The organism is Xylophilus sp. PBN-3R (assembly GCF_057747805.1).
In genome coordinates this window covers 416,718-441,105 of record NZ_CM173225.1, presented here as the reverse complement: position 1 = coordinate 441,105, position 24,388 = coordinate 416,718, and the positions used below count along the sequence as shown (strand labels likewise).

26 protein-coding genes are annotated in these 24,388 nt (G+C 66.9%); 15 read left to right on the top strand and 11 right to left on the bottom strand.

Annotated features, from left to right (window positions below; genetic code table 11):
- Window positions 1-29: 29 nt before the first annotated feature.
- Together AC3ANW_RS02125 and AC3ANW_RS02120 are read right to left on the bottom strand one after the other, a co-directional pair.
- Window positions 30-407: a barstar family protein gene (locus AC3ANW_RS02125; protein ID WP_488343561.1), complete on the bottom strand. Its 378-nt coding sequence runs from the start codon at window positions 405-407 to the stop codon at window positions 30-32.
- 28 nt (window positions 408-435) lie between these two features.
- Window positions 436-1,860: an aminotransferase-like domain-containing protein gene (locus tag AC3ANW_RS02120; protein ID WP_488343560.1), complete on the bottom strand. Its 1,425-nt coding sequence runs from the start codon at window positions 1,858-1,860 to the stop codon at window positions 436-438.
- 176 nt (window positions 1,861-2,036) lie between these two features.
- Here AC3ANW_RS02120 and AC3ANW_RS02115 point away from each other — a divergent pair, with 176 nt between their 5' ends.
- From AC3ANW_RS02115 to AC3ANW_RS02095, 5 genes are read left to right on the top strand one after another with little or no spacing between them, the layout of a single operon-like run.
- Window positions 2,037-2,444, top strand: a complete 408-nt coding sequence (locus tag AC3ANW_RS02115; RefSeq protein ID WP_488343559.1) for a RidA family protein — start codon at window positions 2,037-2,039, stop codon at window positions 2,442-2,444.
- A 31-nt stretch (window positions 2,445-2,475) separates the two neighbouring features.
- Entirely contained in the window at window positions 2,476-3,312 is an 837-nt protein-coding gene (locus tag AC3ANW_RS02110) for a transporter substrate-binding domain-containing protein (protein ID WP_488343558.1), read from the top strand.
- A 43-nt stretch (window positions 3,313-3,355) separates the two neighbouring features.
- Window positions 3,356-4,009 carry an amino acid ABC transporter permease gene (locus AC3ANW_RS02105; RefSeq protein ID WP_488343557.1) on the top strand — a complete coding sequence of 218 codons (654 nt, stop codon included), beginning with the start codon at window positions 3,356-3,358 and terminating at the stop codon, window positions 4,007-4,009.
- Window positions 4,006-4,653: an amino acid ABC transporter permease gene (locus tag AC3ANW_RS02100; protein WP_488343556.1), complete on the top strand. Its 648-nt coding sequence runs from the start codon at window positions 4,006-4,008 to the stop codon at window positions 4,651-4,653. The genes AC3ANW_RS02105 and AC3ANW_RS02100 overlap by 4 nt, the downstream gene beginning before the upstream one ends.
- Before the next feature lie 3 nt (window positions 4,654-4,656).
- On the top strand, window positions 4,657-5,442 hold the full coding sequence (locus AC3ANW_RS02095) for an amino acid ABC transporter ATP-binding protein (RefSeq protein ID WP_488343555.1): 786 nt from the start codon (window positions 4,657-4,659) through the stop codon (window positions 5,440-5,442).
- A 40-nt stretch (window positions 5,443-5,482) separates the two neighbouring features.
- Here the strand turns inward: AC3ANW_RS02095 and AC3ANW_RS02090 are convergent, their stop codons facing one another.
- Window positions 5,483-6,394 carry a LysR family transcriptional regulator gene (locus AC3ANW_RS02090; RefSeq protein WP_488343554.1) on the bottom strand — a complete coding sequence of 304 codons (912 nt, stop codon included), beginning with the start codon at window positions 6,392-6,394 and terminating at the stop codon, window positions 5,483-5,485.
- Between the two features lie 92 nt (window positions 6,395-6,486).
- On the opposite strand from AC3ANW_RS02090, the gene AC3ANW_RS02085 reads away from it, so the two are divergent.
- Both AC3ANW_RS02085 and AC3ANW_RS02080 read left to right on the top strand, forming a co-directional pair.
- Window positions 6,487-6,951, top strand: coding sequence for an oxidoreductase (locus tag AC3ANW_RS02085; RefSeq protein WP_488343553.1), 465 nt, complete (start codon window positions 6,487-6,489; stop codon window positions 6,949-6,951).
- A 168-nt stretch (window positions 6,952-7,119) separates the two neighbouring features.
- Entirely contained in the window at window positions 7,120-8,100 is a 981-nt protein-coding gene (locus tag AC3ANW_RS02080) for an aldo/keto reductase (RefSeq protein ID WP_488345333.1), read from the top strand.
- 438 nt (window positions 8,101-8,538) lie between these two features.
- Here the strand turns inward: AC3ANW_RS02080 and AC3ANW_RS02075 are convergent, their stop codons facing one another.
- A complete protein-coding gene (locus AC3ANW_RS02075) occupies window positions 8,539-8,967 on the bottom strand; it encodes a DUF1810 domain-containing protein (RefSeq protein ID WP_488343552.1) in 429 nt (142 codons plus the stop codon).
- 334 nt (window positions 8,968-9,301) lie between these two features.
- Here AC3ANW_RS02075 and AC3ANW_RS02070 point away from each other — a divergent pair, with 334 nt between their 5' ends.
- From AC3ANW_RS02070 to AC3ANW_RS02060, 3 genes are read left to right on the top strand one after another with little or no spacing between them, the layout of a single operon-like run.
- Window positions 9,302-9,574 carry a hypothetical protein gene (locus AC3ANW_RS02070; protein ID WP_488343551.1) on the top strand — a complete coding sequence of 91 codons (273 nt, stop codon included), beginning with the start codon at window positions 9,302-9,304 and terminating at the stop codon, window positions 9,572-9,574.
- Window positions 9,558-9,956, top strand: a complete 399-nt coding sequence (locus AC3ANW_RS02065) for an HrpB1 family type III secretion system apparatus protein (protein ID WP_488343550.1) — start codon at window positions 9,558-9,560, stop codon at window positions 9,954-9,956. The genes AC3ANW_RS02070 and AC3ANW_RS02065 overlap by 17 nt, the downstream gene beginning before the upstream one ends.
- 34 nt (window positions 9,957-9,990) lie before the next feature.
- Window positions 9,991-10,416: a hypothetical protein gene (locus tag AC3ANW_RS02060; protein WP_488343549.1), complete on the top strand. Its 426-nt coding sequence runs from the start codon at window positions 9,991-9,993 to the stop codon at window positions 10,414-10,416.
- On the opposite strand, the gene AC3ANW_RS02055 is transcribed toward AC3ANW_RS02060, so the two are convergent.
- The 4 genes from AC3ANW_RS02055 to fnr form a co-directional block, all read right to left on the bottom strand.
- Window positions 10,400-10,765 (bottom strand): DOPA 4,5-dioxygenase family protein, encoded by a 366-nt coding sequence (locus tag AC3ANW_RS02055; protein WP_488343548.1) that lies wholly within the window; start codon window positions 10,763-10,765, stop codon window positions 10,400-10,402. The genes AC3ANW_RS02060 and AC3ANW_RS02055 overlap by 17 nt on opposite strands.
- Before the next feature lie 4 nt (window positions 10,766-10,769).
- Window positions 10,770-11,618 carry a tetratricopeptide repeat protein gene (locus AC3ANW_RS02050; protein ID WP_488343547.1) on the bottom strand — a complete coding sequence of 283 codons (849 nt, stop codon included), beginning with the start codon at window positions 11,616-11,618 and terminating at the stop codon, window positions 10,770-10,772.
- Between the two features lie 67 nt (window positions 11,619-11,685).
- A complete protein-coding gene (locus tag AC3ANW_RS02045) occupies window positions 11,686-12,663 on the bottom strand; it encodes a Bug family tripartite tricarboxylate transporter substrate binding protein (RefSeq protein WP_488343546.1) in 978 nt (325 codons plus the stop codon).
- Window positions 12,664-12,789: 126 nt separating this feature from the next.
- The gene (gene fnr / locus AC3ANW_RS02040) at window positions 12,790-13,545 is read right to left on the bottom strand and encodes a fumarate/nitrate reduction transcriptional regulator Fnr (RefSeq protein ID WP_488343545.1); all 756 of its coding nucleotides are present in this window, start codon (window positions 13,543-13,545) and stop codon (window positions 12,790-12,792) included.
- 97 nt (window positions 13,546-13,642) lie between these two features.
- On the opposite strand from fnr, the gene hemN reads away from it, so the two are divergent.
- Window positions 13,643-15,052, top strand: coding sequence for an oxygen-independent coproporphyrinogen III oxidase (gene hemN / locus AC3ANW_RS02035; RefSeq protein ID WP_488343544.1), 1,410 nt, complete (start codon window positions 13,643-13,645; stop codon window positions 15,050-15,052).
- Here hemN and AC3ANW_RS02030 read toward each other — a convergent pair.
- Both AC3ANW_RS02030 and cydD read right to left on the bottom strand, forming a co-directional pair.
- Window positions 15,010-16,674, bottom strand: a complete 1,665-nt coding sequence (locus AC3ANW_RS02030) for an ATP-binding cassette domain-containing protein (RefSeq protein WP_488343543.1) — start codon at window positions 16,672-16,674, stop codon at window positions 15,010-15,012. The two genes, hemN and AC3ANW_RS02030, sit on opposite strands and share 43 nt — an antisense overlap.
- On the bottom strand, window positions 16,671-18,317 hold the full coding sequence (gene cydD, locus AC3ANW_RS02025; protein WP_488343542.1) for a thiol reductant ABC exporter subunit CydD: 1,647 nt from the start codon (window positions 18,315-18,317) through the stop codon (window positions 16,671-16,673). The genes AC3ANW_RS02030 and cydD overlap by 4 nt, the downstream gene beginning before the upstream one ends.
- 123 nt (window positions 18,318-18,440) lie before the next feature.
- Between cydD and AC3ANW_RS02020 the strand changes: the two genes are divergently transcribed.
- The 4 genes from AC3ANW_RS02020 to AC3ANW_RS02005 are packed head-to-tail and all read left to right on the top strand — an operon-like array spanning window position 18,441 to window position 22,342.
- Window positions 18,441-20,009, top strand: coding sequence for a cytochrome ubiquinol oxidase subunit I (locus AC3ANW_RS02020; protein ID WP_488343541.1), 1,569 nt, complete (start codon window positions 18,441-18,443; stop codon window positions 20,007-20,009).
- Between the two features lie 13 nt (window positions 20,010-20,022).
- Window positions 20,023-21,168, top strand: coding sequence for a cytochrome d ubiquinol oxidase subunit II (gene cydB, locus AC3ANW_RS02015; protein WP_488343540.1), 1,146 nt, complete (start codon window positions 20,023-20,025; stop codon window positions 21,166-21,168).
- 32 nt (window positions 21,169-21,200) lie between these two features.
- On the top strand, window positions 21,201-21,299 hold the full coding sequence (gene cydX / locus AC3ANW_RS02010) for a cytochrome bd-I oxidase subunit CydX (protein WP_488343539.1): 99 nt from the start codon (window positions 21,201-21,203) through the stop codon (window positions 21,297-21,299).
- Entirely contained in the window at window positions 21,296-22,342 is a 1,047-nt protein-coding gene (locus AC3ANW_RS02005; RefSeq protein ID WP_488343538.1) for a fatty acid desaturase, read from the top strand. Before cydX ends, AC3ANW_RS02005 begins: the two co-directional genes overlap by 4 nt.
- A gap of 12 nt (window positions 22,343-22,354) precedes the next feature.
- Here the strand turns inward: AC3ANW_RS02005 and AC3ANW_RS02000 are convergent, their stop codons facing one another.
- Window positions 22,355-24,181, bottom strand: a complete 1,827-nt coding sequence (locus AC3ANW_RS02000; protein WP_488343537.1) for an ABC transporter ATP-binding protein/permease — start codon at window positions 24,179-24,181, stop codon at window positions 22,355-22,357.
- Window positions 24,182-24,388 lie beyond the last annotated feature (207 nt).

Genomic DNA, 24,388 nt, shown 5'->3' with positions numbered 1-24,388 from the left:
CCTTTTGCGGATCGGGCACAGGCCGAAGTCTACTGAGCCACCCATGGTTCCAAACCGAGCTCGAACTCAAAGTCCATCCCGCGGCGCCCGTATATCTCGCGGGTCTGCTCCAAGATGTCTTTCAGTATCGAAAAGGCTTGCGGGGCGCCGCACTGCAGGTCCCCGCTGCCTTTGAAAGAGAGCCGGAGCGGGAACGCTAAAACCGGACTTGTGCCCCAGATGCCTCCAGAGTGCAGATTCAGAAAGCAGTCGAAGAGGGCGTCCCAGTTCATGCCCCATCCGCTCTCCTCATTGGGCCGCACAGTGTGGTTGCCATCGGGACCGCCTAACTGCAGGCACTCTCCGACGCGCGCAAGGACCAACTTGGCGTCGGCAAGTCCGGTGAGGTCAATCTCGATCCTTGTCATTGGTCTCGCAGCTCGCCGGTGAACTGGTTCAGGGGCTCAAACCCATCAGCTCCGCCAGCCCGACCAGCGCGCGGCGCAGGCTGTCGTGGTCAGGCGCGGCGTTGTGGCAGACGCGGACCAGGCCACTGCCCGCCGCAGGCGTCACCTCGAACAGGTCGTAGGGCGTGATGCCGATTCCGGCCTGTTCAGCCGCACGGGCGAAGCTTTGCGATGTCCAGTGGGGACCGATCCGCAGCCCGAAATAGAAGGAGCCGGCGCGTGTGATGCAGGCACGGGCCGGAACGCAGTCCGCGACGATGGCCTGCCGAGTCCGTGTTTCCTCACGGATGGCGTCGGCGATGAGCGGCATCGCACCTGAATCCATCAGGCGCTGGGCTGTCGACGCATTCAGCGGGGATGCCATCAAGGTCGTCGCACGCAGGGCCACGCCCAGCGCCTGGCGAAATCTGTGCGGCGCGGCGATATAACCGATCCGTAATCCGGGCCCGACCAGCTTCGACAGGCCGGTGACATAGACCACGCGGTCCGGCGCCATGGATGCCAGCGGCGGGCAGATGTCTTCCGACATGAAGCCGTATACGTCGTCCTCGACCACGACCAGGTCGTGCTTGCGGCAGACCTCCAGGATGGCGCGGCGGCGTGCCATCCCCATGGTGGCGGTGCTGGGGTTGTGCAGCGTGGGACAGCAGAACAGCACCTTCGCTCCTGAACGCTGCGCAGCCAGGTCGAGCGCTTCGGGCAGCAGTCCTTCCCCGTCCATGCGCACGCCGACCAGGTTGCGGCCCATCATCGCGGCGGCCGACTTGATGCCGTAGAAACTCAGTTCCTCGGCCAGCACCATGTCGCCCGGGCGTGTCAGCGCCGCCAGCGACAGCAGCAAGCCGTGCTGGGCGCCGCAGGTGATGGTGACGTCGTCCAGCGCGACGCCCACGCCCATGCGCTCCAGCCAGCGCGCCGCCGCGCCCCGGTGGTCCATGCGGCCAGCGTCGACCTGGCAAGCGAGCAGGCGGTCTGCGCCCACCGCCGGCAAGAGCTCCGCAAGCACGCGTTCGGCGCCCGCCAGGGTCGGGCTGCGCTCGGGAAAGTTGTGCGACAGGTCGATGAAACCAGCCGGCTGCGAATGCGCCCAGAGGGATGGCGGGCTGTCGACGGCCGCACTGGGCAAGGTGAGATAGGTGCCCCGCCCGACTTCTCCCTTCGCGTATCCGGCCTTGCACAGCTCTTCGAAGGCACGGGTCACGGTGCCCAGGTTCAAGCCCAGCATCCGCGCCAGTTCCCGCTGCGGCGGCAGGCGCTCGCCGACCTTCAGCGAGCCATTCGAAAGCGCGACGCGGACCCCTTCGACGATGGCCTTGTAGCGCGGCCCGCCGATGACCTCGATGGCCAGCATCCACGGAGCCCGGCCCGTGCGGGCGCGCGGGAAAGAATTGTTCTGGTCAATGTACTGAATCACAAAAAAATGCCCTGATTTATGGCGTGATTTGCACCGGTAACGCGCGCACCACGGCGGTGACGAACACAAATTGCCTGAGGCTTGCAAACAAAAAACAGTACAAATTGCATGATTCGTGCCATGGCACAGGCGTTGCAATTCTCTCGGCGATTCATCAACCGCCTGCAAGAGAACCGATGCACAACGCCCCCAGTCCCATTGCCTTTCACATGATCGCGGGAGGACCGCGACCCGTGGCACCTTTCAGCCATGCCACCGAGGCCGACGGCTTCGTTTTCGTCACCGGGCAGATGCCCGACACGCCAGACGCCCCCGGCCAGTTGCCCGAAGGCATCGAAGCGCAGACCGGCCATGTGATGGCCAACCTGCGCACCGTGCTCAACGGCCTGGGCCTGGACCTGGAACACGTGCTGGTGGCACGTGCCTACCTGACCGACTTCTCTCGCGACTACCCGGCATTCAACGACACCTACCGGAGCTTCTTTCCGGTCGACCGGCTGCCCGCGCGCACCTGTGTCGGTGTCACCGGCCTGGCTTACGACGCCCTGGTCGAAGTCGATTTCATCGCCCGCCGCCCGGCTTGAGGCCGGCCCCCAACTTCTCAAAGGTTCCGACATGTCTTTTCATCCATCCTTCCCGCGCGCCGCTGCCGCCCTGTGCGTTTTGCTGTTGTCCGCCGTCACGCTGCAGGCCGTGGCCGCCACCCTCGAAGAAGTGCAGGCCAGGGGCGTCATGACGGTGGCCACCGAAGACGACTACAAGCCCTTCGAATTCGTGGTCGACGGCAAACCCATGGGACTCGACCACGAGCTGCTGGCCCTGTACCGCAAGCAGGTCGGCTTCAAGGTCGAGCAGCAGATCATCCCGTGGTCGGGCCTGCTGCCGGGCGTGACGACCGGCAAGTACGACGTCGCGGTGACCGCGGTGGTGGTGACGGCCGAACGGGCCAGGAGCCTCGACTTCACGATGCCTATCGCCGACGCCACGCAGTTCTATGCCGCGCGCGCCGACGACGCCACCATCCGCTCGGTCGCCGACCTGAACGGCAAGGTGGTGGGGGTGCAGGCCGGCGGGGGCTCTTTCGCTGCGCTCGACAACCTGCGCAAGCTGCTGGCGGCCAGCGGCGGCAGCCTGGGACGCGTGGTGCAGTACCGGTCCTTTCCCGACGCCTACCAGGACCTCGCGAACGGCCGCATCGACTACGTCGTCAATGGCGTCGTCAACCTCAGCAGCCTGGTGAAGGAACAGCCGCAACGCTTCAAGATCGGAACGGCGGTGGGGGTGCCGACCTACGCGGCCTGGGCGGTGGAAAAAGGCAATTCCGGCCTGCTGAAGCAGCTCGACGCCTTCATGGCGAAGGTGCGTGCCGACGGCAGCCTGTACGGCCTGCAAGAGAAGTGGCTGGGACGCAGCTTCCGGGACATGCCGACCGCCGCGCCGCTGGGCCAGTGATGCACGACCCCGCCTGCAACCACCCTGCGGACGACGGCCGGCCATGACGACCGCATCGTTCCTGACCCTGCTGCAGGGCGCCGGCACGACCCTGCTGCTGGCGCTCGCGGCCATCGCGACCGGGGTGCCGCTCGGGCTGGCCCTGGCGCTGCTGCGCTGGCGGCGCGTGCCGGTGGCCGATGCGCTGGTCCGCGCCTATGTCAGCGTGATGCGGCCGACGCCAATGGTCACGCTGTGCCTGTTCGTGTTCTTCCTGTTGCCGGCCACCGGACTGGACCTGCCGCCGCTGGCGGCCGCCATGTCGGCCCTGGCGCTGAACACGGCCGCATTCAACTGCGAGATCTGGCGCGCCGGCATGGCGTCGATTCCGCGCGACCAGCTGGAGGCCGCCGCCGCCTTCGGCATGTCGCAAGGACAGGTGTTCCGGCGCATCGTGCTGCCGCAACTCTGGCGTGCCAGCCTGGGACCGCTGGTCAGCGAAATGACGCTGCTGCTCAAGGTGACGCCTGCCGTTTCGGTGATCGGCATCGTCGACATCACCCGCGCCGCCAGCCGCATCGGCGCCCAGACCTACCAACCCCTGCCCGCCTTCATCGCCGCCACCATGCTCTATACCGCCATCATCGCCGTCGTCGTGCAGGGCCAGCGCCTGCTGGAGCGCCGCATCGCCCGGCGTCACGGATACGCCCGGCCATGAACGGACTCGACGCCCTCTGGCAGGCCCGCGATCTTTTCGTCGCGGGCGCCTGGACCACGCTGCAATTGCTGGGCGGCTGCCTGGCGCTCGCCATTCCGCTCGGAATGCTGGGCTTCGCCCTGCTCGCCGAAGGACCGCCTGCGCTCGCCAAGTTCGGCCGCCTGCTGGCCGACGGGCTGCGCTGCGTGCCTTTCCTGCTGTTCGCCTACCTCGTCTATTACGGCCTGCCCGCGCTGGGCCTGCGCCTGGAGCCGTTCGCCGCGGGCCTCATCACGCTGGTGGTCTACAACACCGCCTACTTCTTCGAGATCTTTCGCAGCCAGGCCCAGGTCATCGAGCCGGAATCCCGTCAGGCCGCCGAGGCTTTCGGCTTCTCCCGCCGCAAGCTCTACCAGCGCATCGTGTTTCCCCAGTTGTTGGGCGCGGCTGCGCCGATGCTGGGCAATCAGGCGGTCATGGTCATGAAGGACAGCGCGCTGCTGATGGTCATCACCATCGAGGACATCACCTTCGCCGCGAATTTCGTCAGCACCAATGCCTTCTCGCCCTTCGCGCCCTTCCTGCTGGCCGTGGCGCTGTATTGGGTCCTGTCGCTCGGCATCGACCTGGCCGTACGCCGAGTCGGCGTGAATCACTCCCGCTAGAACATGAACCATCCTCTTTCGAATCCAGCGTCCATTTCGGTTCGGGGCCTGAGCAAGGACTACGACGGCGTCGAAGTCCTGCGCGACATCGCCTTCGACGTCGCGCCCGGCACCACGACCTGCCTGCTCGGCCCCAGTGGTTCCGGCAAGTCGACCCTGCTGCGCTGCATGAACTGGCTGGAGGTACCGGCCCGGGGCTCCATCCGCATCGGCGGCGACTGGATGGGTCGCATCGGCGAAGGCGACGCGACCCGCGCCATGTCGCGCAAGGAACTGGCAGCCGCACGCGGCCGCATCGGCACCGTGTTCCAGAACTTCGCGCTGTGGCCGCATCTCACCGTACTGGAGAACGTCATGGAGGCTCCCGTCCACGTGCACGGCCGCCCGCATGCGGAGGTGCGCAAGGAAGCCATGGCGCTGCTGGAGCGCGTCGGCCTGGCCGCCAAGGCGGACGTGCACCCGCACCGTCTCTCGGGCGGGCAGAAGCAGCGGGTGGCGATCAGCCGTGCGCTGGCCATCCGGCCGCAGGTCCTGCTGTTCGACGAACCGACCAGCGCACTCGACCCGGAGATGGTCGGGGAGGTCCTGCGGGTCATGCGCGACCTGGCGGCCGATGGCCTCACGATGATGGTAGTGACGCACGAGATGGGTTTCGCGCGCGACGTGGCGGACCAGGTCATGTTTCTCGACGGCGGCAAGCTCGTCGAGATGAACACGCCGGACCGGTTCTTCAACAACCCGCAAACTGACAGGGCCAGGAAATTCCTGTCCCGCTACGCGGAGGCGTAACGAGCGGTGGCCTCGCGCAGCCGAGGCCGAACGTCGGCTTTCAGGAACTCGCGCGCTCGGCGACAGCCCGCCCGACGTATTCGATGAGCGCCTTCAACTTCGTAGGCTGGTCGTGCCGGCTGGGGTAATAAAGGTAGAAGCCAGGGAACGTGGCTGAATACTTTGCCAATACCCGCTCGAGCCGGCCGGCCAGCACATGCGGTTCGGCCAGTTGCTCGAAGGTGTAGGCGAGACCCACGCCTTCCAGCGCCGCGTCCAACCCGAAGAGCGTGTCGGTGATCGTCAGGCTGCCCTGCACCTCGTACTCCACCGGCCGGCCATCCACGGTGAATTCCCACTTGTAGATGGCCCCCGACCCGGCACCCCTGAAGCGGATGCAGTCGTGGCGGTGCAGGTCGTTCGGATGGCGCGGCGGCGGAATGCGTTGGAGGTATCCGGGCGAAGCCACGACGACCATCGTGACCGGCCCGCCCAACGGCACCGCCACCATGTCCTGCTGCACGCTCTCGCCCATGCGGATGCCGGCATCGAATCCGCCTTCGACGATGTCGATGAACCCCTCGTCGTTCGTCAGCTCCATCCGCACCTGCGGATATTCCTGGAAGAACCCCGCCAGCTTCTGCTGCAGGACCATGGCGACCGACACGCGGGCGGCGTTGATGCGCAGCACGCCCGCCGGCCGACCCTGCATGACGTTGAGTTCTTCCCCTGCCTCGATGACCTGGCTCAGCGCCGGCCCGATCCGCGCCAGGTAGGCCTCGCCCGCCTCGGTCAGGCTGACGCTGCGGGTGGTCCGGTGCAGCAAGCGCACCCCCAATCGCGTTTCCAGGTGCCGGATCGCCTGGCTCAAGGCCGACGGCGAAACCTCGAGTTCCGCAGCCGCCGCACTGAAACCCTTGTGCTGGGAAACCTTCCAGAAGGCAATCAGACCATCGAGTTGTTTGAGCTTCATCTTGAAGATTATCTTAAAGGCTCATGCGGCATTGACCCCTTTTTCTATTGCTTCTCGACTTCTAGAGTGCAAGTCATTCAGGAGGTTTCGAGATGCCGGGCTTGTTCGACCGCTACACCTTGAAGGGGGTCACCCTTCGCAACCGGATCGTGGCGTCCCCCATGTGCCAGTACATGGCGCGCGGCGGAATCGCCAACGACTGGCATCAAGCGCACTACACCGGATTGGCCAAGGGCGGGGTGGGTCTGGTCATCCTCGAGGTCACCGCCGTGTCGCCGGAAGGCCGCATCACGCCCGGATCTCGGCATCTGGAGCGATGGGCATGTCGCCGGCCTCGCGTCATTGGCGAGCGCCATCAAGGGTGCCGGCTCCGTGCCGGGCATCCAGCTCGGGCACGCCGGCCGCAAGGCGGGCTGCACGGCACCCTGGGACGGCGGTGCGCCCGTTCCGGCCGGCCATGCATCACCTCGCCCGAAGCCGTGCTGCCCACCCCATACGCCTACTGGCTGACGCATTGGAGCGGCCTGGCCGTTCAGCCAGCGCCACGCACTACCTGACAAAGGAGCCTCCGCATGACAACGAACCTTCAGCCCATGGCTACCACGGCAGCAAACCGGCGTGACGTGCTGCGCTCTGCAGCGGCGGCAAGCCTGGTGCTGGCCGCGGGTGCCGGAAGCAGCCGCGCCACCGCGCAAACCACCACGCCATCCAAAGGAACCACCAAGATGAACACCCGCAAACTCGGAACGCTACAGGTATCGGAACTCGGCGCTGGCTGCATGAGCATCAGCGCGAACTATGGTGAGGGCGCACCTGTCGAACAAGGCATCGCGACCATCCGCGCTGCCCACGACGCCGGCGTGACCTTCTTCGACACCGCGGAGGTCTACGGCCCGTATAAAAACGAGGAACTGGTCGGCAAGGCGCTGGCTCCCATCCGCAACCAGGTGCACATCGCAAGCAAGTTCGGTTTCGAACTGGAAGCGCCCGGGGGTGGCCTCAACAGCCGGCCCGAGCGCATCCGCAAGGTCGTGGAAGCGTCGCTCAAGCGTCTGCAGACCGACCGCATCGACCTGTACTACCAGCACCGGGTCGACCCCAGCGTGCCCATCGAGGAGGTCGCCGGCACCGTCAAGGACCTGATTCGCCAGGGCAAGGTGCTGCACTTCGGGCTGTCCGAGGCCAGCGTCGCCACCATCCGCCGCGCCCATGCGGTGCAGCCCGTGTCCGCCGTGCAGTCCGAATATTCGTTCATGGAGCGCAACCCGGAACACAACGGCGTGCTGGCGATATGCGAAGAACTCGGCATCGGTTTCGTGCCCTGGGGGCCGGTCGGCATGGGTTACCTGACCGGCAAGCTGACGCCGCAAACCACGTTCGACCCAGAGGCCGATCTGCGCTCCGGCTTCGACCGCTTCCAGCCGTCGGCACTGGCGGCCAACCAGCCCATCGTGGACTTTCTTCGCCAGTTCGGCACCGAGCGTAATGCGACGCCGGCGCAGGTCTCGCTCGCCTGGCTGCTGGCGCGCAAGCCCTTCATCGTGCCCATTCCCGGCACCCGCAACCAGGACCATCTCCGTGAAAACCTGGCAGCCGTGAACCTGAAGTTGACTGCTGCCGACCTGCAGGCGCTCGACCAGGCGTTCGCCGCCTTCACCGTCGCCGGCGGCCGGATGAACGCCGACCAGATGAAGATCGTGGAATGAGCCAGTCGATGCATTCCCACCCCAGGTATGACTTTGCTGGCCAGGCAGACAGGGCCTCGTACCACGGTGCCAAGCACGGCGTCATCGGCCCGGCCAAGAGCGTTGGGCTCGAATATGCGCCCCGGGGCGATAGACACGCCCATGCTGGGCTCGCTGAAGGAAAAGTCCCCCGAAGCGATGGAAGCCGTGGTGAAGGGCCAGCCCATCGCAGCTTGGTTCTCGACGGCTGCTTGCGGCACGAATCCTGATTACGGTACTTCCGCCTCAACCTTACGGCGCAAACGTCGTTCGCTACACCGAGTTAAAACGAGGTGAGGCTGTTCCCCTGGTCACTGGTATTTAGGAGAGTCTCCTGTGAGCCTGGACTCTAAAACACCCACCTCAGCAGAGTTAACTACGCGCGCATTCGCGGGCGCGCGCAGGGGTAGTGAAGGCCGCTCAGTGGCCAAGCAATGCCAGGGTGGCGGCGTCCTTTTCGGCATGACAATATTTCTGCAGGACCGCCTCGAAAACGGTCGACTCGGGCACCGCTTCAGCGAACAAAGTCATCGACGACCGTAGCTTCATCGCGTCTGTGCTGCCGAAGATCTCGAGGGCGGAACGGCCGTCGACCTGGAGGATGAGTTCACAGCACTTTTTCAGTCGCAAACCCAACACCGGATGCTGCCAGTACGCGAGAGCCTCAGCCCTGCCAGCCAAGCCGAAATACCGGGCCGTCGAGCTCCGACCGAGCGACTGCAGCTGCGGAAAAATGAACCACATCCAGTGCGACTCTTTTCGTCCCGCGGCCAGCTCCTCGCAGACCTCCGAATAGATAGGCTCCTGCGCCTCGACAAAGCGTTCAAGCGACTTGCTCTTGGGGTCCATGGCATCTCCGTCGTTGGTCAGTCTGGTGAGCCTGGCAGCGACGCGTCGGTCGACCAGGCGCCTTCGGGCGCGCCTCCGCAAGCAGGCGGTCCGCTGGGAACATGCGCATGAATTCCATGCTTTGTTCAGGCGGCGCGTCCAGACAGGCATCGTAGAGTCCACGCGGCAAGATTGTCAGAAGTCATGGGCTCAGGATTTCGGACATTTTCCCAAAGCGGAGTTCTTCGTTTTGGCGAGCCGGATTTCGCAGATCGGTGTCTGCCCGGCAAACGCGGGAACGACCATGGCCCGGTTCTTTCACCCGGGTTGCCATACGACCCATCCAGGAGCTCTCATGATCCCCATCCAAGCCATCGTCGGAATCGTCAAGACCATCAAGGACGCCCTCGGCAACGGAGCGGCGCAAAACGCACAGGCCAGCCAGATGATGAATCTGAACGGGGCCGACGGTCAGGACGACGACAACCAGATCGACGACATGTCAGACGGCGCTGCCCGGGCCAGCAATACGCTGATGGACCGCGAAATGTCCCGCATCCAGGCCATGCTCGCGCAGGCGACCGGCGCCCGGCAGAACGGCACGAACAGCCATGGCAGCGGCCAATAATTCAGCCGTTTGCGCGCTTGAGAGACCGGACCCGGACGCGTCCGTCCTGTCGGAACTGACGCGGACGCTGGTCGTCACACTGCGCGACAACCGGCTGGACGATGCCGATGCGCTCTACCAGCAGATGTGCGAATCCCACCCTGCCGCGCAAGACATGGCGGTGTTTCCGGTCCTGATCGCCATCCAGCGCGGCCGGTCGCTCGATGCGTTGCAGCACCTCAACAGCCTGCACACCCAACGTTTCCCCGAACTGCGTGCGCTGTGCCTGCAGATGCTGGGCGACCCGAGCTGGCACGGCGAGGCGAGCGCCCTGCTCGACTCTCCCGACCCGGCGGTGCGCAAGGCCATGCGCCAGCTGCTGGGCCAGCCGGCGGAGGGCTGAATGTAAGCTCGGCGGTCACTTTCCCGGGATCTTCATGTTGCACCGCCGCACCCTTGTCGCAAGCCTGGCGACCCTGCCGCTGCTGGCCTCGGCTCGCCCTCGCAATCTGCCGGCCGAATGCCAGTGGATTCTCGGCACCTGGCAGTCGGATGTGGAGCAGACGATGTCCAACTTCACCTTCGAGGGCCAACGGCCGACACCCGAAATGCGAAGCCGCATGGCGCAGATGTTCGGCAAGCTGAGCCACACCATCACGCCCACGCGTTTCACGGTCGAAGAAACCTTCAACGGCCAGTCCACGCGGCATTCGTGGGCTTACGAGGTGGACGGTTTCAGCGCCAGCAGCGTGTCGCTGGTGTTCCCGGCGGCGGACGTTCCCGGGATCACCCTGTTCCGGAAGAACGACTCGTACTTCATCCGGACCGGCAGCAATTTCGAATATTTCAGGAAGGCGAGGTAAACGCCGTCAGCTTCAGGGCGTGCGAATTGCCGACCCACACCGCACGGTCGCGATGGTCACGCAATCCATCGCCGGTATTGGGGTGCACTAACACATCCAGCGCGCCGTGGTTCAGAGCCAGCCAGCCCAGCACATGGGCCAGGTCCGCCGGACCGAAGGCCAGCTGATAACTCCACATCGGATGCGGTCCCACCGGCTTTTCGTGGAATCGTCCCACCTGCACCCGCTCGCCCAGTTCGGTGGAAATGTCCTCGCGCAGGCTCCAGGCGTCCGACCGCGTGGAAGCGTCGAAATAGACATGTGCGTGCCAGTCCTGGATGGCGGCCGGGTTCAACGGAACTGCGGTCATGCCGTCACTCGCCGACCACCGCGGCGGCCGGCCAGTAGGCAGCGTGTGGCGAATCGCCCAACTCTTCGCGCGACTGTTCGGCCAGGGCCAGCATGTCGCGACCCAGCACCATGAAACGATTGTGGGTCGAGCCCGACAACAAGCGGCCCACCTCTTCCAGGAAACGCGGCGTGGCGGTCAGGGGAACCCGGCGCAGCCATTGCAGCGCCTGTTCGGTTTCGCCACGCGCCGCCAGCAGGCGGGCGTAGTGGTATTGCCCGCGAAAATCACCGCCCTCCGCACCCTGGCGATAGCAGCCGATGGCCTTGGCGACATTCTTCGGCACGCCCAGGCCTTCTTCATGGAAACGGCCAGCCTTGGTCATCGACTTGGCATGGCCCAGCGCCGCCGCACGGGCGTAAAGCGCGAAGGCCTGGCCGTCGTTGCGCGGCAGGGCTTCACCGGAAGCCAGCTGGTTGGCAAAGTTGTAGAGACCCGCATCCAGGTCCTGGCTGGCGGCCTGGCGGTACCAGTCGACGGCGGCCGGCAGGTCACGCTCGACGCCCCAGCCGTTTTCGAGGCATCGGCCCGCCATGTTCATGCCCATCGCATCACCCTGGGCAGCGGCCTTCTCGAACCAGGCGAAAGCCTGCGCCGGATCGCGGTCGACACCCCGGCCGTCCAGCAGCCACTGGCCGCGCAGGGTCTGCGAACCAGCGTGGCCCAGGTCGGCCGCGGCGACCATCCACTGCATGGCTTCTTCCGGCGGCGCCGCGAGCACCGCCTTCCATTGCGCCGAGGTCATGGACCGGACGGCTTGCAGATCGGTGGGTGGCGCGGGCATCGGGGTCGGGATCGGGGAAGAAGAGGTCATATCGGTCGCAGATGAGAACTTCTATTATCCCCGAGCCCCCTAAAGGCCTGCCCGCGGCCCGGACGCTTCAATCGAGCTTGGCGCCCGACTCTTTCACGATGCGCGCCCACTTCGGCAAATCGGCCCGGATCAGCGCGGCGAACTGCGCCGGCGTTCCGAAGAACACCTCGCAACCCTGCGCAGCCAACTGCTCCTGCACCTCTTTGCTCGCCACTGCCTTTTCGGCTGCCGCATGCAGCTTGTCGAGCACCGCCTGGGGCGTGCCGGCCGGGGCCAGCAGGCCGTACCAGGGAGTGGCCGCCACGCCGGGCAGGGTCTCGCCGATGGTGGGCGCGTCCGGCAGGGCGGCGATGCGTTTGTCGTTGACCACTGCAAGCACCTTCAATTTGCCGGCCTTGATGAAACCGATGGACGACGGCAGGCTCTGCACCGACAGCGGCACCTGCCCGCCCACCACGTCGGCCGCCGACGCCGCCGCCGTGCGGTAGGGCACATGCACCAGGTCCATGCCGCCGGCGGTCTTCAGCATTTCGCCGACCAGGTGGTTGAGTGTTCCGTTGCCGGGCGATGCATACGACAGCGAACCGGCCGGTGCCGATTTGGCGTAACCGAGCAACTCCTTCACCGAATTGGGCGCGAACGTGGGGTTGGCCACCAGCACATAACCGGCCGATGCCAGCGTGGCGATGGGCGCGAAGTCCCTGACCGGGTCGAAACCCGGGTTCTTGTAGAGCGCCGGGTTGATGACCTGTGCGCTGTCGGCGGTGAGCATCAGCGTGTAGCCGTCGGGCCTGGCCTTGGCCGCAAAGGCCGTGCCGATGGTGCCGCCCGCGCCCGGACGGTTGTCGACCACCATCGACTGGCCCAGCAGCGTGCTCATCTTCTGCAGCACGATGCGGGCGATGGTGTCGTTGGCGCCGCCCGCGCCCTGCGGCACGACGACGGTGACCGGGCGGTCCGGATAGGCGCCCTGGGCGATGGATGGGGCGGCCCACACGGACGCGGCGGCGACCGCGAGTGCGCTGACGCAGAACCTGAATGCCATGGATGTCTCTCTTCTTCTGGATGAAATCGGACCGCGAGTCTGGCAGTCGGCGCGCACCCGCACCATCGGTGATTCCGCGACATCGCATGCCCACCGACGACCGGCGGCAACGGACTGACTGCGCCCCTAACGCCCGCTGTCGATCAACGCCCGCAGCGCCGCCTCATCCAGCACCCGCACCTGCCGCTGCTTCACTTCCAGCACACCGTCGTCCTGCAGCTTCGAGAAAGCCCGGCTCACCGTCTCGAGCTTCAGCCCGAGATAGCTGCCGATCTCTTCGCGGGTCATGCGCAGCACCAGTTCGGATGCCGAGAACCCGCGTGAATGCAGCCGCCGGGTGAGGTTCAGCAGAAACGCCGCCAGCCGCTCTTCGGCGCGCATGCTGCCCAGCAGCAGCATGACACCGTGGTCACGCACGATCTCGCGGCTCATGATCTTGTGGAACTGGCGCTGCAGCGGGGTGAATTCACGCGACAGCGCTTCGAGCTGGGCAAAGGGAATGGTGCAGACCTGGGCGTCTTCCAGCGCCACCGCATCGCAGGTGTGGCGGTCGGTCCCGATGCCGTCGAAACCCAGCAACTCGCCGGCCATCAGGAAACCCGTCACCTGGTCGCGGCCGTCCGGTGCCGACACACAGGTCTTGAAGAAACCGGTGCGCACCGCGTAGATCGAATGGAATGTGTCGCCCGCACGGAACAGGATCTCGCCACGCTTGATCACCTTGCGGCCTTCGACCAGCGAATCCAGGCGCTGCATCTCGTCCTCGGCAAGCGTGACCGGCAGGCACAGCTCGCGCAGGTTGCAGTTGGAGCAGGCCACCTTGAGGGCTTGCGCGGTAGGCGCGCCGGGGGCGCAGGCGATGGGGGTGATCTGGGGTTCCATGAAGGCGTTCGACTGATCGCCAGTATGCCGTCCGCATAACGACCAAGGCTTGACGCAGGTCAAGCCTGCGCGCGGCGCGCGGCGGCAAAGTGCCGCGATGCCTGCCGAACATTCACTCTTTGCCGCTGCCCCCTCCGCCGAGCTGCTGGCCCGGCTGGGCGCGCCCGGCCCGCGCTACACCTCCTATCCCACGGCCGACCGTTTCGTCGAGGCTTTCGGGACCGACGACTACCGGCGCGCCCTGGCGGCCCGCACCGTCGCCCCGGGCGGCCACCCGGCGCAGCCGCTGGCGCTTTACCTGCACATCCCGTTCTGCGAATCGGTCTGCTACTACTGCGCCTGCAACAAGATCGTGACGCGGCAGCACGACCGCGCCGCCGAATACCTGCTGGCGCTGGACCGCGAGATCGCCCTGCATGTGGACGCCCTGGGCGCCCGGGCCCGCGTATCGCAGGTGCACCTGGGCGGCGGGTCACCCACCTTCCTGACGGACCTGCAGCTGGCCCGCCTCATCGCCACGCTGCGCCGCGCCTTCGCCCTCGAGGCCGATGCCGAGATCGCCATCGAGGTCGACCCGCGCACGGTGGACGCCACCCGGCTGGACCGCTTGGCGCAGATGGGTTTCAACCGCCTGTCCTTCGGTGTGCAGGACTTCGACGCGGCGGTGCAGAAAGCGGTGCACCGCGAGCAGAGTTTCGAACAAGTGGCGCGTTTGCTGGAGGCGTCTCGTGCGCTGGGTTTCCGTTCGACCAGCCTCGACCTGATCCAGGGCCTGCCGCTGCAGACGCCGGCCGGTTTTGCCCGCACCATCGAACAGGTGATACAGCTGCGTCCCGACCGCATCGCGTTGTATGCCTATGCCCACCTGCCGGAGCGTTTCAAGCCGCAGCGGCGCATCGCAGCGGCCGACCTGCCATCGGCGGGGCAGAAGATCGAGATGTTGGGCGCCGCCATGGCCAGACTGGTGGAGGCCGGCTACGAACACATCGGCATGGACCATTTCGCGCTGCCAGACGACAGCCTGGCTGTGGCACGGCGTCAGGGCCGGCTGCACCGCAATTTCCAGGGATATACCGACCAGCCGGAAGGCGACCTGATCGGCCTCGGCGTGTCGGCCATCGGCCGCGTCGGCGGCTGCTACAGCCAGAACACCAAGGACCTGGCGGAGTACTACGACGCGCTCGGACGAGGCAGCTTCGCGGTGGTGCGCGGCCTGGCGCCGACACGCGACGACCTGGTGCGGCGTGCCATCGTGATGGCGGTGATGTGCCAGGGCTCCATCGACTTCGAATCCTTCTCGGATGCCTGGCTGGTCGATGTACGGACCGCCTTCGCCGCCGAACTGCAGGCGCTGCGCCCGCTGGCCCACGACGGCCTGGTGATGATCGACGCCGACGGCGTGACCGTTACGCCGCTGGGCTGGTATTTCGTGCGGTCCATCGCCATGGTGTTCGACCGTTATCTTCAGGCCGATTCGGCCCGAGCCCGGTATTCGAGAGTGCTTTGAACAGGCTCGGCGGCCGGTTGCAGGACCTGGCCGCAGCACGCCACCACGGCAGCCCGGTGGGTGACCGCCAGCAGGCCCTGACCAGTGCGGCCCAGGCGCTCGGCCAGTCGCTGCACCACCACTGATTCCGTGGCCGCATCCAGGCCTTCCGTGGGTTCGTCCAGCAACAGCCAGGGCGCACCCGACAGGTAGGCGCGGGCCAGCGCCAGGCGGCGCCGCTCACCGCCCGAGAACAACGCGCCGTCTTCGCCAATCCAGGCGTCCAGGCCCTGCGGCGCGGCGCGCACGCGGTCGGCCAGCGCGGCGTCGTGCAGGGCCAGCCACAGCTCGGCGTCGGAAGCCTGGTCATTGGCCAGCCGCAGGTTTTCACGCACGGTGCCGGCGATGAGGCCGGCGTCCTGCGGCAGCCAGGCGAAATGGCGGCGCAACGCATCGGCGCTCAGCCGGGCGATGTCCACGCTGCCGAGGCGGAACCGCCCCGGCGCAGCGGGCCGCATGCCGACCAGGGTCTCGACAAGTGTGGTCTTGCCGCAGCCCGAGGGGCCGACGATGGCGACATGGGAACCAGGGGCCAGCCGGCTGGCGGGGAACAGCGGCAGTTCGATGGAGGCATGGGGGCTCACCCGAAGCGAGGTCTCTTGCTGCAGGCCGGCCGAGAGCAGGCCGTCGAGGCGAAGGGCGGCTTCAGCGAAAGTCTCTGCCAGCTGGCGGTTGCGCAACAGCGGCGACAGTCCTTCCAGCGCCATGGCGGCGGACAGCGCGGCCAGTGCCGCCAGCGGCGCCCCCTGCCCCATCGCCAGCGCGAGGGCCGCCACGGCAGCGATGCCGGTGCCCGCAGCCAGCATCAGTTCGAGGCGGCTGCCGTCGAAGACCAGCCGGCGCTGGGAGGCCAGCAGGGCGGCGCTGTCGGCCTCGACCTGGTCGCCGGCCCAGCCTTCCAGGCCGTAGCAGCGCAATTCTGCCGACGATGCGGCCAGCAGGCCGAGCCGGTCCTTCAGTGCGCCCTGGGCAGTACGCAGCTGCAGCGCCGACGCCCGCCGCCGACGGCCCAGGCGGCTCGACAACGCGGCCACCAGCAGCGCACAAGCTCCGGTGGATACGGCCGGCGCCCAGCCCGCCAGCGCCGCCAGGGCCAGGCCGCTGGCCAGGGCGCTGCCCGCAGCCCAGGGCGCGGTTCGGCGCACCTGCCGGTCCTCGATGGCGGCGACGTCCTGCATCAGCACGGTCGTCGCCTCGCCGGTGCCCCAGGCCAGCGACTGCGCCATCGGCGCTGCGGCTACGGCCCGGAACACTCCCGCCCGCACCGCCGCCATCGCCCTCGACGCAGCAGCGTGGCCGAACAGCCGTTCGCCGTAACGCCCGCCGGTCCGCACGATGGCCAGCAGGCGCACCGTGGCGCTGGGCAGCAGGTAGTTGAAGGCCTGCGCCGCTGCCAGTCCGCCCAGCCCCGCGGCAGCCGCCGCGGACAGGAACCAGCCCGACAGCCCCAGCAGGGCGACACCCGCCATGGCGGCAGCAGCCGCACAGGCAGCGGCCCGCCGGAAGGTGCGGCGATGGCGCTGCTGTTCGGCAGCCAGCAGGCTTGCGAGTCCGGCTTGACCGGCGGCGGCGGAGTTTTTCATGCAGGTAGCTCCAGTCGGATCACCACATCGGCAATGGCCGCCAGCTTTTCGCTGTGGGTGGCGATGAGGGTGGTCCGGCCGCGGCGGGCCCGGGCGATGCTGGCGATGAGGCCGGTTTCGGATGCTTCGTCCAGGTGGGCCGTCGGTTCGTCCAGCAGCCATACCGGGGCGGGTTTCAGCACCGCACGGGCCAGTGCCAGCCGGCGCCGCTCGCCACCCGACAGGCCGCCGCCGCGCGCATCCATCGGGCTTTGCAGATCCATGCCGCGCCGCATCAGCAGCGGGCCCAGGCCGGCCGCCGTTACCGCGTCGGCCACCATCGTCCTGCTGGCCTCGGGCCAGGCCAGCACCAGGTTGTCGTGCAACGTGCCGGGCACCATCAGCGGATGCTGGCCCACCCAGGCGGCCTGCGCGGCGATGCTTTCGCCTTCGTCCAGCACATGGTTTCCCACCAGCACCTGGCCGGCGACCAGCGGCGCGACGCCCAGCAGCAGGCGCAGCAGGCTGGTCTTGCCGCTGCCGGTCGGCCCGAGGATGGCGACCGTGCAGCCGGCGCCGACGGTGAAACTCAGGCCCTGCACCGCGGGTACGGGCTGGCCGGGGTACTGGATGGTGACGTTGTCGAACCGCAGCGAAGGCGCGGCACCATCCGGCAGCGCGGTCTCCGTGGCCACCGCCGGCAGCGGCCGATCCGCGGCCGTCACCAGCGGCGCCAGCCGTTCGGCCGCTGTCATGGCGGCCTGCCGGTCGTGGTACGCGGCAGCCAGGCGGCGCATCGGCGCATAGAACTCGGGCGCCAGCGCCAGCGCGAAAAAAGCCTGTGCAAGATCCAGGTGTTCCGGCACATGGAAAGGCAGCAAGCCCAGCAGCTGAAAACCGGCGTAGACAGCGACCAGCGCCACACCCAGCGCGGCAAAAAACTCCAGCACGGCAGACGACAGGAAAGCCAGCTTCAGCACCCGCAGCGTGCGGTTCGCCACGTCCTGCGCCGCGCCCTGCAGCCGATCGGCCTCGCGGGCCTGGGCACCGAAGGCCAGCACCACCGGCAAGGCCCGCAGCCGGTCTGCGAAAAGGCCTGAAAGGCGGTTAAGCGCCCGGAACTGCCGGTCCGACTCGTCGGCCGAGGCCACGCCGGCAAAAGCCATCAGCACCACGAAAGGCAGCAGCGTGCCCAGCAATATGAGTGCACTGACCGGGCTCGCCCATGCCACCGCCGCCATCACCAGCAAGGGAGCCACCGTGGCGGCGCGGCGAGCCGGCACGAAACGCGCGAGGTAGGCGTCGAAGGCATCGACGCCGTCGACGACGGTGTGCATGAGGCCGCCGCCGGTGGTGCCGCCGTCGACTCCGCCGGCGAGCGCTCCCGCCACCGCACGCTGACGCAGTTGCCGGCGCGCCGCCTCCGAAGCGCGCGCACCGCAGCGCGTGGCCGCCATGGACGCCACGCCGCGCAGGCCGGCCGACACCAGGGCCAGCAGCAGCCAGGGCCAGGCGGTGACCGGCTGACCGGCAAGAGCCGACACCGCGCCGGCAAGCCCGGCGGCAAACCCGACTGCGGCCACCGTGTCGGTCAGCAGCCAGCCGGTCGAACGGCGCAGCCAGGTGAGGCTTCCGCGTTCGGCTTCTTTCAGGAAAAGGTTCATGGCCACGACTATTGCCGCGACCAGACGCACGGTCCTTGATGCAGATCAAGGCCGGCCGCAGTGGGCACGACCAAGATCCACCGGCATCCAAACCGCCGGCCGCCTGCCGGCAAGAAGGCCCAGATGGAACCCGGACTAGTCGATCTCTCGCGGCTGCAATTCGCACTCACCGCGCTCTACCACTTTCTCTTCGTGCCGCTCACGCTCGGTCTGTCCTTCATGCTGGTCATCATGGAGGCTGTGTACGTGATGACCGGCCGCCCCGTGTGGCGCGAAGTCACCCGCTTCTGGGGCAAGCTTTTCGGCATCAATTTCGTGCTGGGCGTGGCAACCGGCCTGACCATGGAGTTCCAGTTCGGCACCAACTGGTCGTACTTTTCGCACTACGTGGGCGACATCTTCGGTGCGCCGCTGGCCATCGAGGGCCTGATGGCCTTCTTTCTCGAAGCCACCATGGTCGGCGTGATGTTCTTCGGCTGGGACCGGCTGTCGAAGGTGGCCCATCTGGTGGTCACCTTCCTGGTGGCGCTGGGCAGCAACCTGTCGGCCTTGTGGATTCTGGTCGCCAACGGCTGGATGCAGAACCCGGTCGGCGCCGAGTTCAACCCCGACACCATGCGCATGGAAGTCACCGACTTCGTCGCCGTGCTGCTCAACCCCATCGCGCAGGCCAAGTTCGTGCACACGGTCAGCGCGGGTTATGTGGTGGCGGCGGTGTTCGTGCTGGGCGTGTCGGCCTTCTATCTGCTGCGTGGCCGTTTCACCGCCGTGGCCAGCCGGTCGATGACGGTGGCTGCCGCCTTCGGCCTGGCCGCGTCGCTTTCGGTGGTGGTGCTGGGCGACGAGAGCGGTTATGCACTGACCGACAACCAGAAGATGAAACTTGCCGCCATCGAGGCGGCCTGGCATACCGAGCCGGCACCGGCCGGCATCACCCTCTTCGGCCTGCCCGATTTCGAGGAACGCAAGACCCGGTATGCGGTCGAGGTGCCGTGGCTGCTCGGCCTGATCGCCACCCGCAGCCTGGACGGCCAGGTCGCCGGCATGAGCGAACTGGTGCTGAAGGCGCAGGAACGCATCGCCTCGGGCGTGATCGCCTACGACGGCGTGGAACGCCTGAAGAAGGCACCGGACGACACCGCCGCCCGCGCGCAGTTCGAACAGCACAAACGTGACCTGGGCTACGCCCTGCTGCTCAAGCGTACGCTGGACGATCCGCGCCAGGCGACGCCGCAGCAGATCGCCGCTGCCGCCTGGGACACGGTGCCGGACGTGTCGCTGATGTTCTGGAGCTTCCGGTTGATGGCCGCCATCGGCTTCGCGCTGATCGCGCTCTTCGCCACCGCCTTCGTGCTGTGTTCGCTGCGCCGCCACACCAGCACCCGCTGGTTCTTGAAATGCGCGGTGTTCGCCCTGCCACTGCCCTGGATCGCGGTCGAACTGGGCTGGATCGTGGCCGAGATGGGCCGCCAGCCCTGGGCCATCGACGGCGTGCTGCCGACCTTTCTCGCGCCTTCGTCGCTCAGCCGCGCGCAGCTGTGGATCACGCTTTCCGGCTTCACCGCGCTGTACGGCGGACTCGCCTTCATCGAGGTGCGGCTGATGCTGGCCGCCATCCGCAGCGGGCCGCAAGCCGTGCGCCACGACGCTCCGGCGCCGCACGGCGCTCCCGCCCATCCCCTGGCCGCCTGAAGGAGTGCCAAGCATGTCATTTTTCGACACCGAAACCCTGCGTTTCATCTGGTGGGCGCTGCTGGGCGTGCTGCTGATCGCCTTTGCCATCACCGACGGCTACGACCTCGGCGTCGGCGCGCTGCTGCCCTTCGTGGCCCGCACCGACAACGAACGCCGCATGGTGATCAACACCGTCGGCGCCAACTGGGAAGGCCACCAGGTGTGGTTCATCCTCGGCGGCGGCGCCATCTTCGCGGCATGGCCGCTGGTCTATGCGGTGAGCTTTTCGGGCTTCTATCTGGCGATGTTCGTGGTGCTGGCGGCGCTCATCCTGCGGCCGGTGGGCTTCAAGTACCGCTCCAAACGCACTCATCCCGCATGGCGCACCCGCTGGGACTGGGCGCTGTTCGTCGGCGGTTTCGTGCCGGCGCTGGTGTTCGGCGTGGCAGTCGGCAACGTGCTGCTGGGCGTGCCCTTCCGGTTCGACGGCGACCTGCGGGTGTTCTACACAGGCAGTTTCCTCGGGCTGTTCCGCCCCTTCGCGCTGCTGTGCGGCCTGCTCTCCGTCGCCATGCTGGTGATGCACGGCAGCGGCTGGCTGGCGATGAAGGTCGAGCCCGGCGGGGTGCACCGGCGCGCCCGGCTATTCGGCCGCGTGGCCGCCGTGCTGAGCCTGGTGCTGTTCATCGCGGGAGGGGCCTGGGTGGCCTGGGGCGACATCGGCTACCGCATCGTCGGTGCGCTGAACCATGCCGGTCCGTCGAACCCTCTGCGGACCACGGTGGAAGCCGCATCGGGCGCATGGCTGTCCAACTACGCAGCCGCAACGCCGACCCTGCTGGCACCCGTTGCCGGACTGGCCGGCGTGCTGCTGGCCCTGCTGGGAAACATCGCCCGCCGCGAGCGCCTGGCGTTTGCAGGTTCGACCGTCGCCGTGGCGGGAATCGTCGCCACGGTCGGGGTGTCGATGTTCCCTTTCATCCTGCCGTCGAGCGCCGATGCCCACTCCAGCCTGACGCTGTGGAACGCGTCGTCCACCGGCCACACGCTGGGAATCATGCTCGCTGTGACGGTGGTGTTTCTGCCGCTGATCCTGGCCTATACCGCCTGGGCGCTGCGGGTAATGCGTGGCCGCGTGACGCAGCACGACCTGACGGTCAACCCCGACCTGTACTGAACCCGTACCGAATTTCGAGAAGAGAGAAAACCATGTGGTACTTCACCTGGATCCTGGGTGTTTTCCTGGCCGTCGGTTTCGGCGTGCTCAACGGCATGTGGCATGAGTTCCACCTGCCCGAAGACGAATGAAGAACGACATCGAATATCTGGCGCCGCCGATGCCGCACCGCCGTGTACTGCGTGAATGGCTGATGCCGATCAGCCGCCCCAGCACGCCACGCGCGTTGTGGCTGGTGGCCGTCGACCTGCTGCTGTACGCAGCCGGCATGGCGGCCACGGTGCTGGCGCCGCATCCGCTGCTGCAACTGATTGCGGCGCTGGCAACCGGTTTTGTGATCGGCCGGCTTTTCATCCTGGGCCACGACGCCTGCCACCAGAGTTTCACCGTCCACCGACGGCTGAACCGGTGGCTGGGGCGGCTGCTGTTCCTGCCCTCGCTCACTCCCTACAGCCTGTGGGAAGTGGGGCATAACGTGGTGCATCACGGCTACACCAACCTGAAGGGTTTCGATTTCATCTGGGCGCCGATGACACCGGACGAGTACCGCGCCCTGCCGGCCTGGCGGCGCGGCCTGGAACGTTTCTATCGCAGCGGCTGGGGACCGGGCGTGTATTACGGACTCGAAATCTGGTGGAAACGCATGCTGTTCCCGAGCGCCCGCTACATGCCGACCCGGCGCCGCATCTTCACGCTCGACGGCCTGCTGGTGAGCGCCTACGCCGTGCTGTGGGCAACTGCATTGGCGTGGGCTGCCAACGCCACCGGCCAGTCGGTCGCCCGCCTGCTGGTCCTGGGTTTCGGCGTGCCCTTCGTTTTCTGGAACTGCATGATGGGTTTTGTCGTCTACGTGCACCACACCCATGAAGACGTCGAATGGCACCAGGACAAGAAGGCCTGGTCGGCGGCGCAGCCCTTCGTGTCGACCACCGTGCACCTGACCTTCCGGTCCGCCATCGGCCGTGCGCTGCACCACATCATGGAACACACCGCGCACCATGTGGACATGGGCATACCGCTCTACCGCCTGAAAGCTGCTCAAGCCTTGCTGGAAAAGCGCTTGACTGGCCATATCGTGGTGCGGCCGTTTTCGTGGCGCTGGTATTGGCGGACGGCGCGGGTTTGCAAGCTGTACGAACCCGCCGAAAAACGCTGGCTGCCCTTCGGCCGCTGAGCTGCCAGGTCATCACTGCTCGAACCGGTAATCCTCCGCATCCATCAGCTCCCACCCGCCGGTGCCGTCCAGCTTCAGCACATGGGTGTGATGTTTCAGCACCGCCGCCCGGTGGGCGATGCTGACCACCGTTGCGCCCGTGGCGCGCAACCGGGCATACAACGAAGCCTCGTTGGTGTTGTCCAGTGCGCTGGTCGCTTCGTCGAGGATGGCGATGCGGGGTTTGTGGATCAGCACCCGGGCGAACGCCAGGCGTTGCTGTTCGCCCATCGACAGCAGCTTTTCCCAGTCGTGCACCGCATGCAGCCCGCCGACCCGTTCGGCCAGGTCGCCCAGGTGGACGTCGCGCAGCAGCTTCAGCAGGTCCATGTCGTCGATCTCGATATGGTGGCTGGGATAGAGGATCTGGCTGCGCAGGCTGCCGACCTGCATGTACGGCTTTTGCGGCAGGAAGAAAACCTCCTCTGCCGGCAATGAACGCACCGTGCCGCTGCCGGTGCGCCACAAACCGGCGATGGCGCGCAGCAGCGAACTCTTGCCGCAACCGCTCGCCCCGGCGATCAGCAGGCCGTCGCCCGGCTGCAGGCTGAACTGCAGGTCCTCTACCAGCATGCGGCCGAACTGCGGCGTGTAGAGCGTGACATCGTCCGCTTCGAGGTGCGGGCCGGATTCGCGGCGGATCTCGGTCGGCGGCACCGCCGCCGCAGGCAACGATGCAGAAGCGGAAGCGGAAGCGGAAGCGGAAGCGGAAGCGGACGGGACTTCGTCCACATTCGGCATCACCACCTTCGACAGCGTGTGCAGCCGCGCGATGCCGGCCACGAAACGACTCAGCGCCTCGAAGTTGTCGACGATGAGCGACACCGCGCCCAGCACCGCGACGAAGGCGCCGGCAGCCTGCACCGCCCGGCCCACTTCGAGTTCGCCCGACAGCACGTCGTTGGCCAGGATGATGCTGGGCACCACCAGGGTCAGCTGGCTGAAGGCACGCTGGAACAGGTTGAGCGAACGCTGCTTCCTGATGAGCCGCGCGTAGTTGCTGTAGACAGCATCGAAACGCTGGTCGATGGCTTGTCGCTCCTGCGCTTCGCCACGGTAGAAGGCGATGGATTCGGCGTTCTCGCGCAGCCGCATCAGGCCGAAACGGAAGTCGGCCTCACGCCTCAGCTGCCAGAAGTTCAGCCGGATCAGCGGCGCCCCGAAGAAGTACAACGCCCCGAAGGTGCCGACGAAGGCATACAGCGCCAGGAAACCCACCAGCACATGCGATATGGACCACAGCACGGCGCTGAAGGCGATCAGTTGCATGAGCGAGCCGACGAAGATCAGCAGGAAGTTGGTGGACCGACCGGTGAACGTGTCGATGTCTTCGCTGATGCGCTGGTCGGGGTTGTCGATCTCGGCCATGGAACCGATCTCGTAGTACTTCCGGTTGCCCAGGTAGCCGTCCAGGAACCTCCCGGTCAGCCAGCGCCGCCAGTGGTTGGCGAAGTTGTCGCGCATGTAGTAATAGAACGCGTAGACCGGCACCGCGAAGACCAGCACCAGCAGGGCGCCGCGCACCGCGGTCCAGAAACGGTCGGCCTCGCGGCCGGCCAGCGCCGATGTCATCTCGCCGGCCTGGTTGTTCAGCATCACCGCCAGCTGGGTCTCGGCCAGCATCAGCACGACCAGCAAGGTGATCAGCGACCAGGCCACGCGTTTCTTGTCCCCGGTCCAATAGGGGCGCGCCACTTCCATGAACTGCCGCCATGCCTCCATCGACAGGGTGGGCGACCTGCGCCGCCGCGAGGCGCGGGCGGGCGTGGACGGCTCGGGGGCCGTGGCGGAACGTGGCATCGGGAAGAACGTGAATCGGCGAAAGTGCTGAACGACTCTAGGCCGCCCGAAAGTCACCGGTTGTCGGACGGAGTCTCCAGCGCATGGAGAAAAACTCGTTTTCGATGCGGCTCCTCAGCGGACGCCGGCGGAAAGTTCGTCGCACCGCCCACGGTTTCGGCAGCGTGGCCGGTGCTCGAAACCGGCAACCGAATACTCCGAAGTTTT

Coding starts and splice junctions, on each gene's coding strand:
- AC3ANW_RS02125 (WP_488343561.1), bottom strand. CDS start 407: ATGACAAGGATCGAGATTGACCTCACCGGACTTGCCGACGCCAAGTTG.
- AC3ANW_RS02115 (WP_488343559.1), top strand. CDS start 2,037: ATGCACAACGCCCCCAGTCCCATTGCCTTTCACATGATCGCGGGAGGA.
- AC3ANW_RS02110 (WP_488343558.1), top strand. CDS start 2,476: ATGTCTTTTCATCCATCCTTCCCGCGCGCCGCTGCCGCCCTGTGCGTT.
- AC3ANW_RS02105 (WP_488343557.1), top strand. CDS start 3,356: ATGACGACCGCATCGTTCCTGACCCTGCTGCAGGGCGCCGGCACGACC.
- AC3ANW_RS02100 (WP_488343556.1), top strand. CDS start 4,006: ATGAACGGACTCGACGCCCTCTGGCAGGCCCGCGATCTTTTCGTCGCG.
- AC3ANW_RS02095 (WP_488343555.1), top strand. CDS start 4,657: ATGAACCATCCTCTTTCGAATCCAGCGTCCATTTCGGTTCGGGGCCTG.
- AC3ANW_RS02090 (WP_488343554.1), bottom strand. CDS start 6,394: ATGAAGCTCAAACAACTCGATGGTCTGATTGCCTTCTGGAAGGTTTCC.
- AC3ANW_RS02085 (WP_488343553.1), top strand. CDS start 6,487: ATGCCGGGCTTGTTCGACCGCTACACCTTGAAGGGGGTCACCCTTCGC.
- AC3ANW_RS02080 (WP_488345333.1), top strand. CDS start 7,120: ATGAACACCCGCAAACTCGGAACGCTACAGGTATCGGAACTCGGCGCT.
- AC3ANW_RS02075 (WP_488343552.1), bottom strand. CDS start 8,967: ATGGACCCCAAGAGCAAGTCGCTTGAACGCTTTGTCGAGGCGCAGGAG.
- AC3ANW_RS02070 (WP_488343551.1), top strand. CDS start 9,302: ATGATCCCCATCCAAGCCATCGTCGGAATCGTCAAGACCATCAAGGAC.
- AC3ANW_RS02065 (WP_488343550.1), top strand. CDS start 9,558: ATGGCAGCGGCCAATAATTCAGCCGTTTGCGCGCTTGAGAGACCGGAC.
- AC3ANW_RS02060 (WP_488343549.1), top strand. CDS start 9,991: ATGTTGCACCGCCGCACCCTTGTCGCAAGCCTGGCGACCCTGCCGCTG.
- AC3ANW_RS02055 (WP_488343548.1), bottom strand. CDS start 10,765: ATGACCGCAGTTCCGTTGAACCCGGCCGCCATCCAGGACTGGCACGCA.
- AC3ANW_RS02050 (WP_488343547.1), bottom strand. CDS start 11,618: ATGACCTCTTCTTCCCCGATCCCGACCCCGATGCCCGCGCCACCCACC.
- AC3ANW_RS02045 (WP_488343546.1), bottom strand. CDS start 12,663: ATGGCATTCAGGTTCTGCGTCAGCGCACTCGCGGTCGCCGCCGCGTCC.
- fnr (WP_488343545.1), bottom strand. CDS start 13,545: ATGGAACCCCAGATCACCCCCATCGCCTGCGCCCCCGGCGCGCCTACC.
- hemN (WP_488343544.1), top strand. CDS start 13,643: ATGCCTGCCGAACATTCACTCTTTGCCGCTGCCCCCTCCGCCGAGCTG.
- AC3ANW_RS02030 (WP_488343543.1), bottom strand. CDS start 16,674: ATGAAAAACTCCGCCGCCGCCGGTCAAGCCGGACTCGCAAGCCTGCTG.
- cydD (WP_488343542.1), bottom strand. CDS start 18,317: ATGAACCTTTTCCTGAAAGAAGCCGAACGCGGAAGCCTCACCTGGCTG.
- AC3ANW_RS02020 (WP_488343541.1), top strand. CDS start 18,441: ATGGAACCCGGACTAGTCGATCTCTCGCGGCTGCAATTCGCACTCACC.
- cydB (WP_488343540.1), top strand. CDS start 20,023: ATGTCATTTTTCGACACCGAAACCCTGCGTTTCATCTGGTGGGCGCTG.
- cydX (WP_488343539.1), top strand. CDS start 21,201: ATGTGGTACTTCACCTGGATCCTGGGTGTTTTCCTGGCCGTCGGTTTC.
- AC3ANW_RS02005 (WP_488343538.1), top strand. CDS start 21,296: ATGAAGAACGACATCGAATATCTGGCGCCGCCGATGCCGCACCGCCGT.
- AC3ANW_RS02000 (WP_488343537.1), bottom strand. CDS start 24,181: ATGCCACGTTCCGCCACGGCCCCCGAGCCGTCCACGCCCGCCCGCGCC.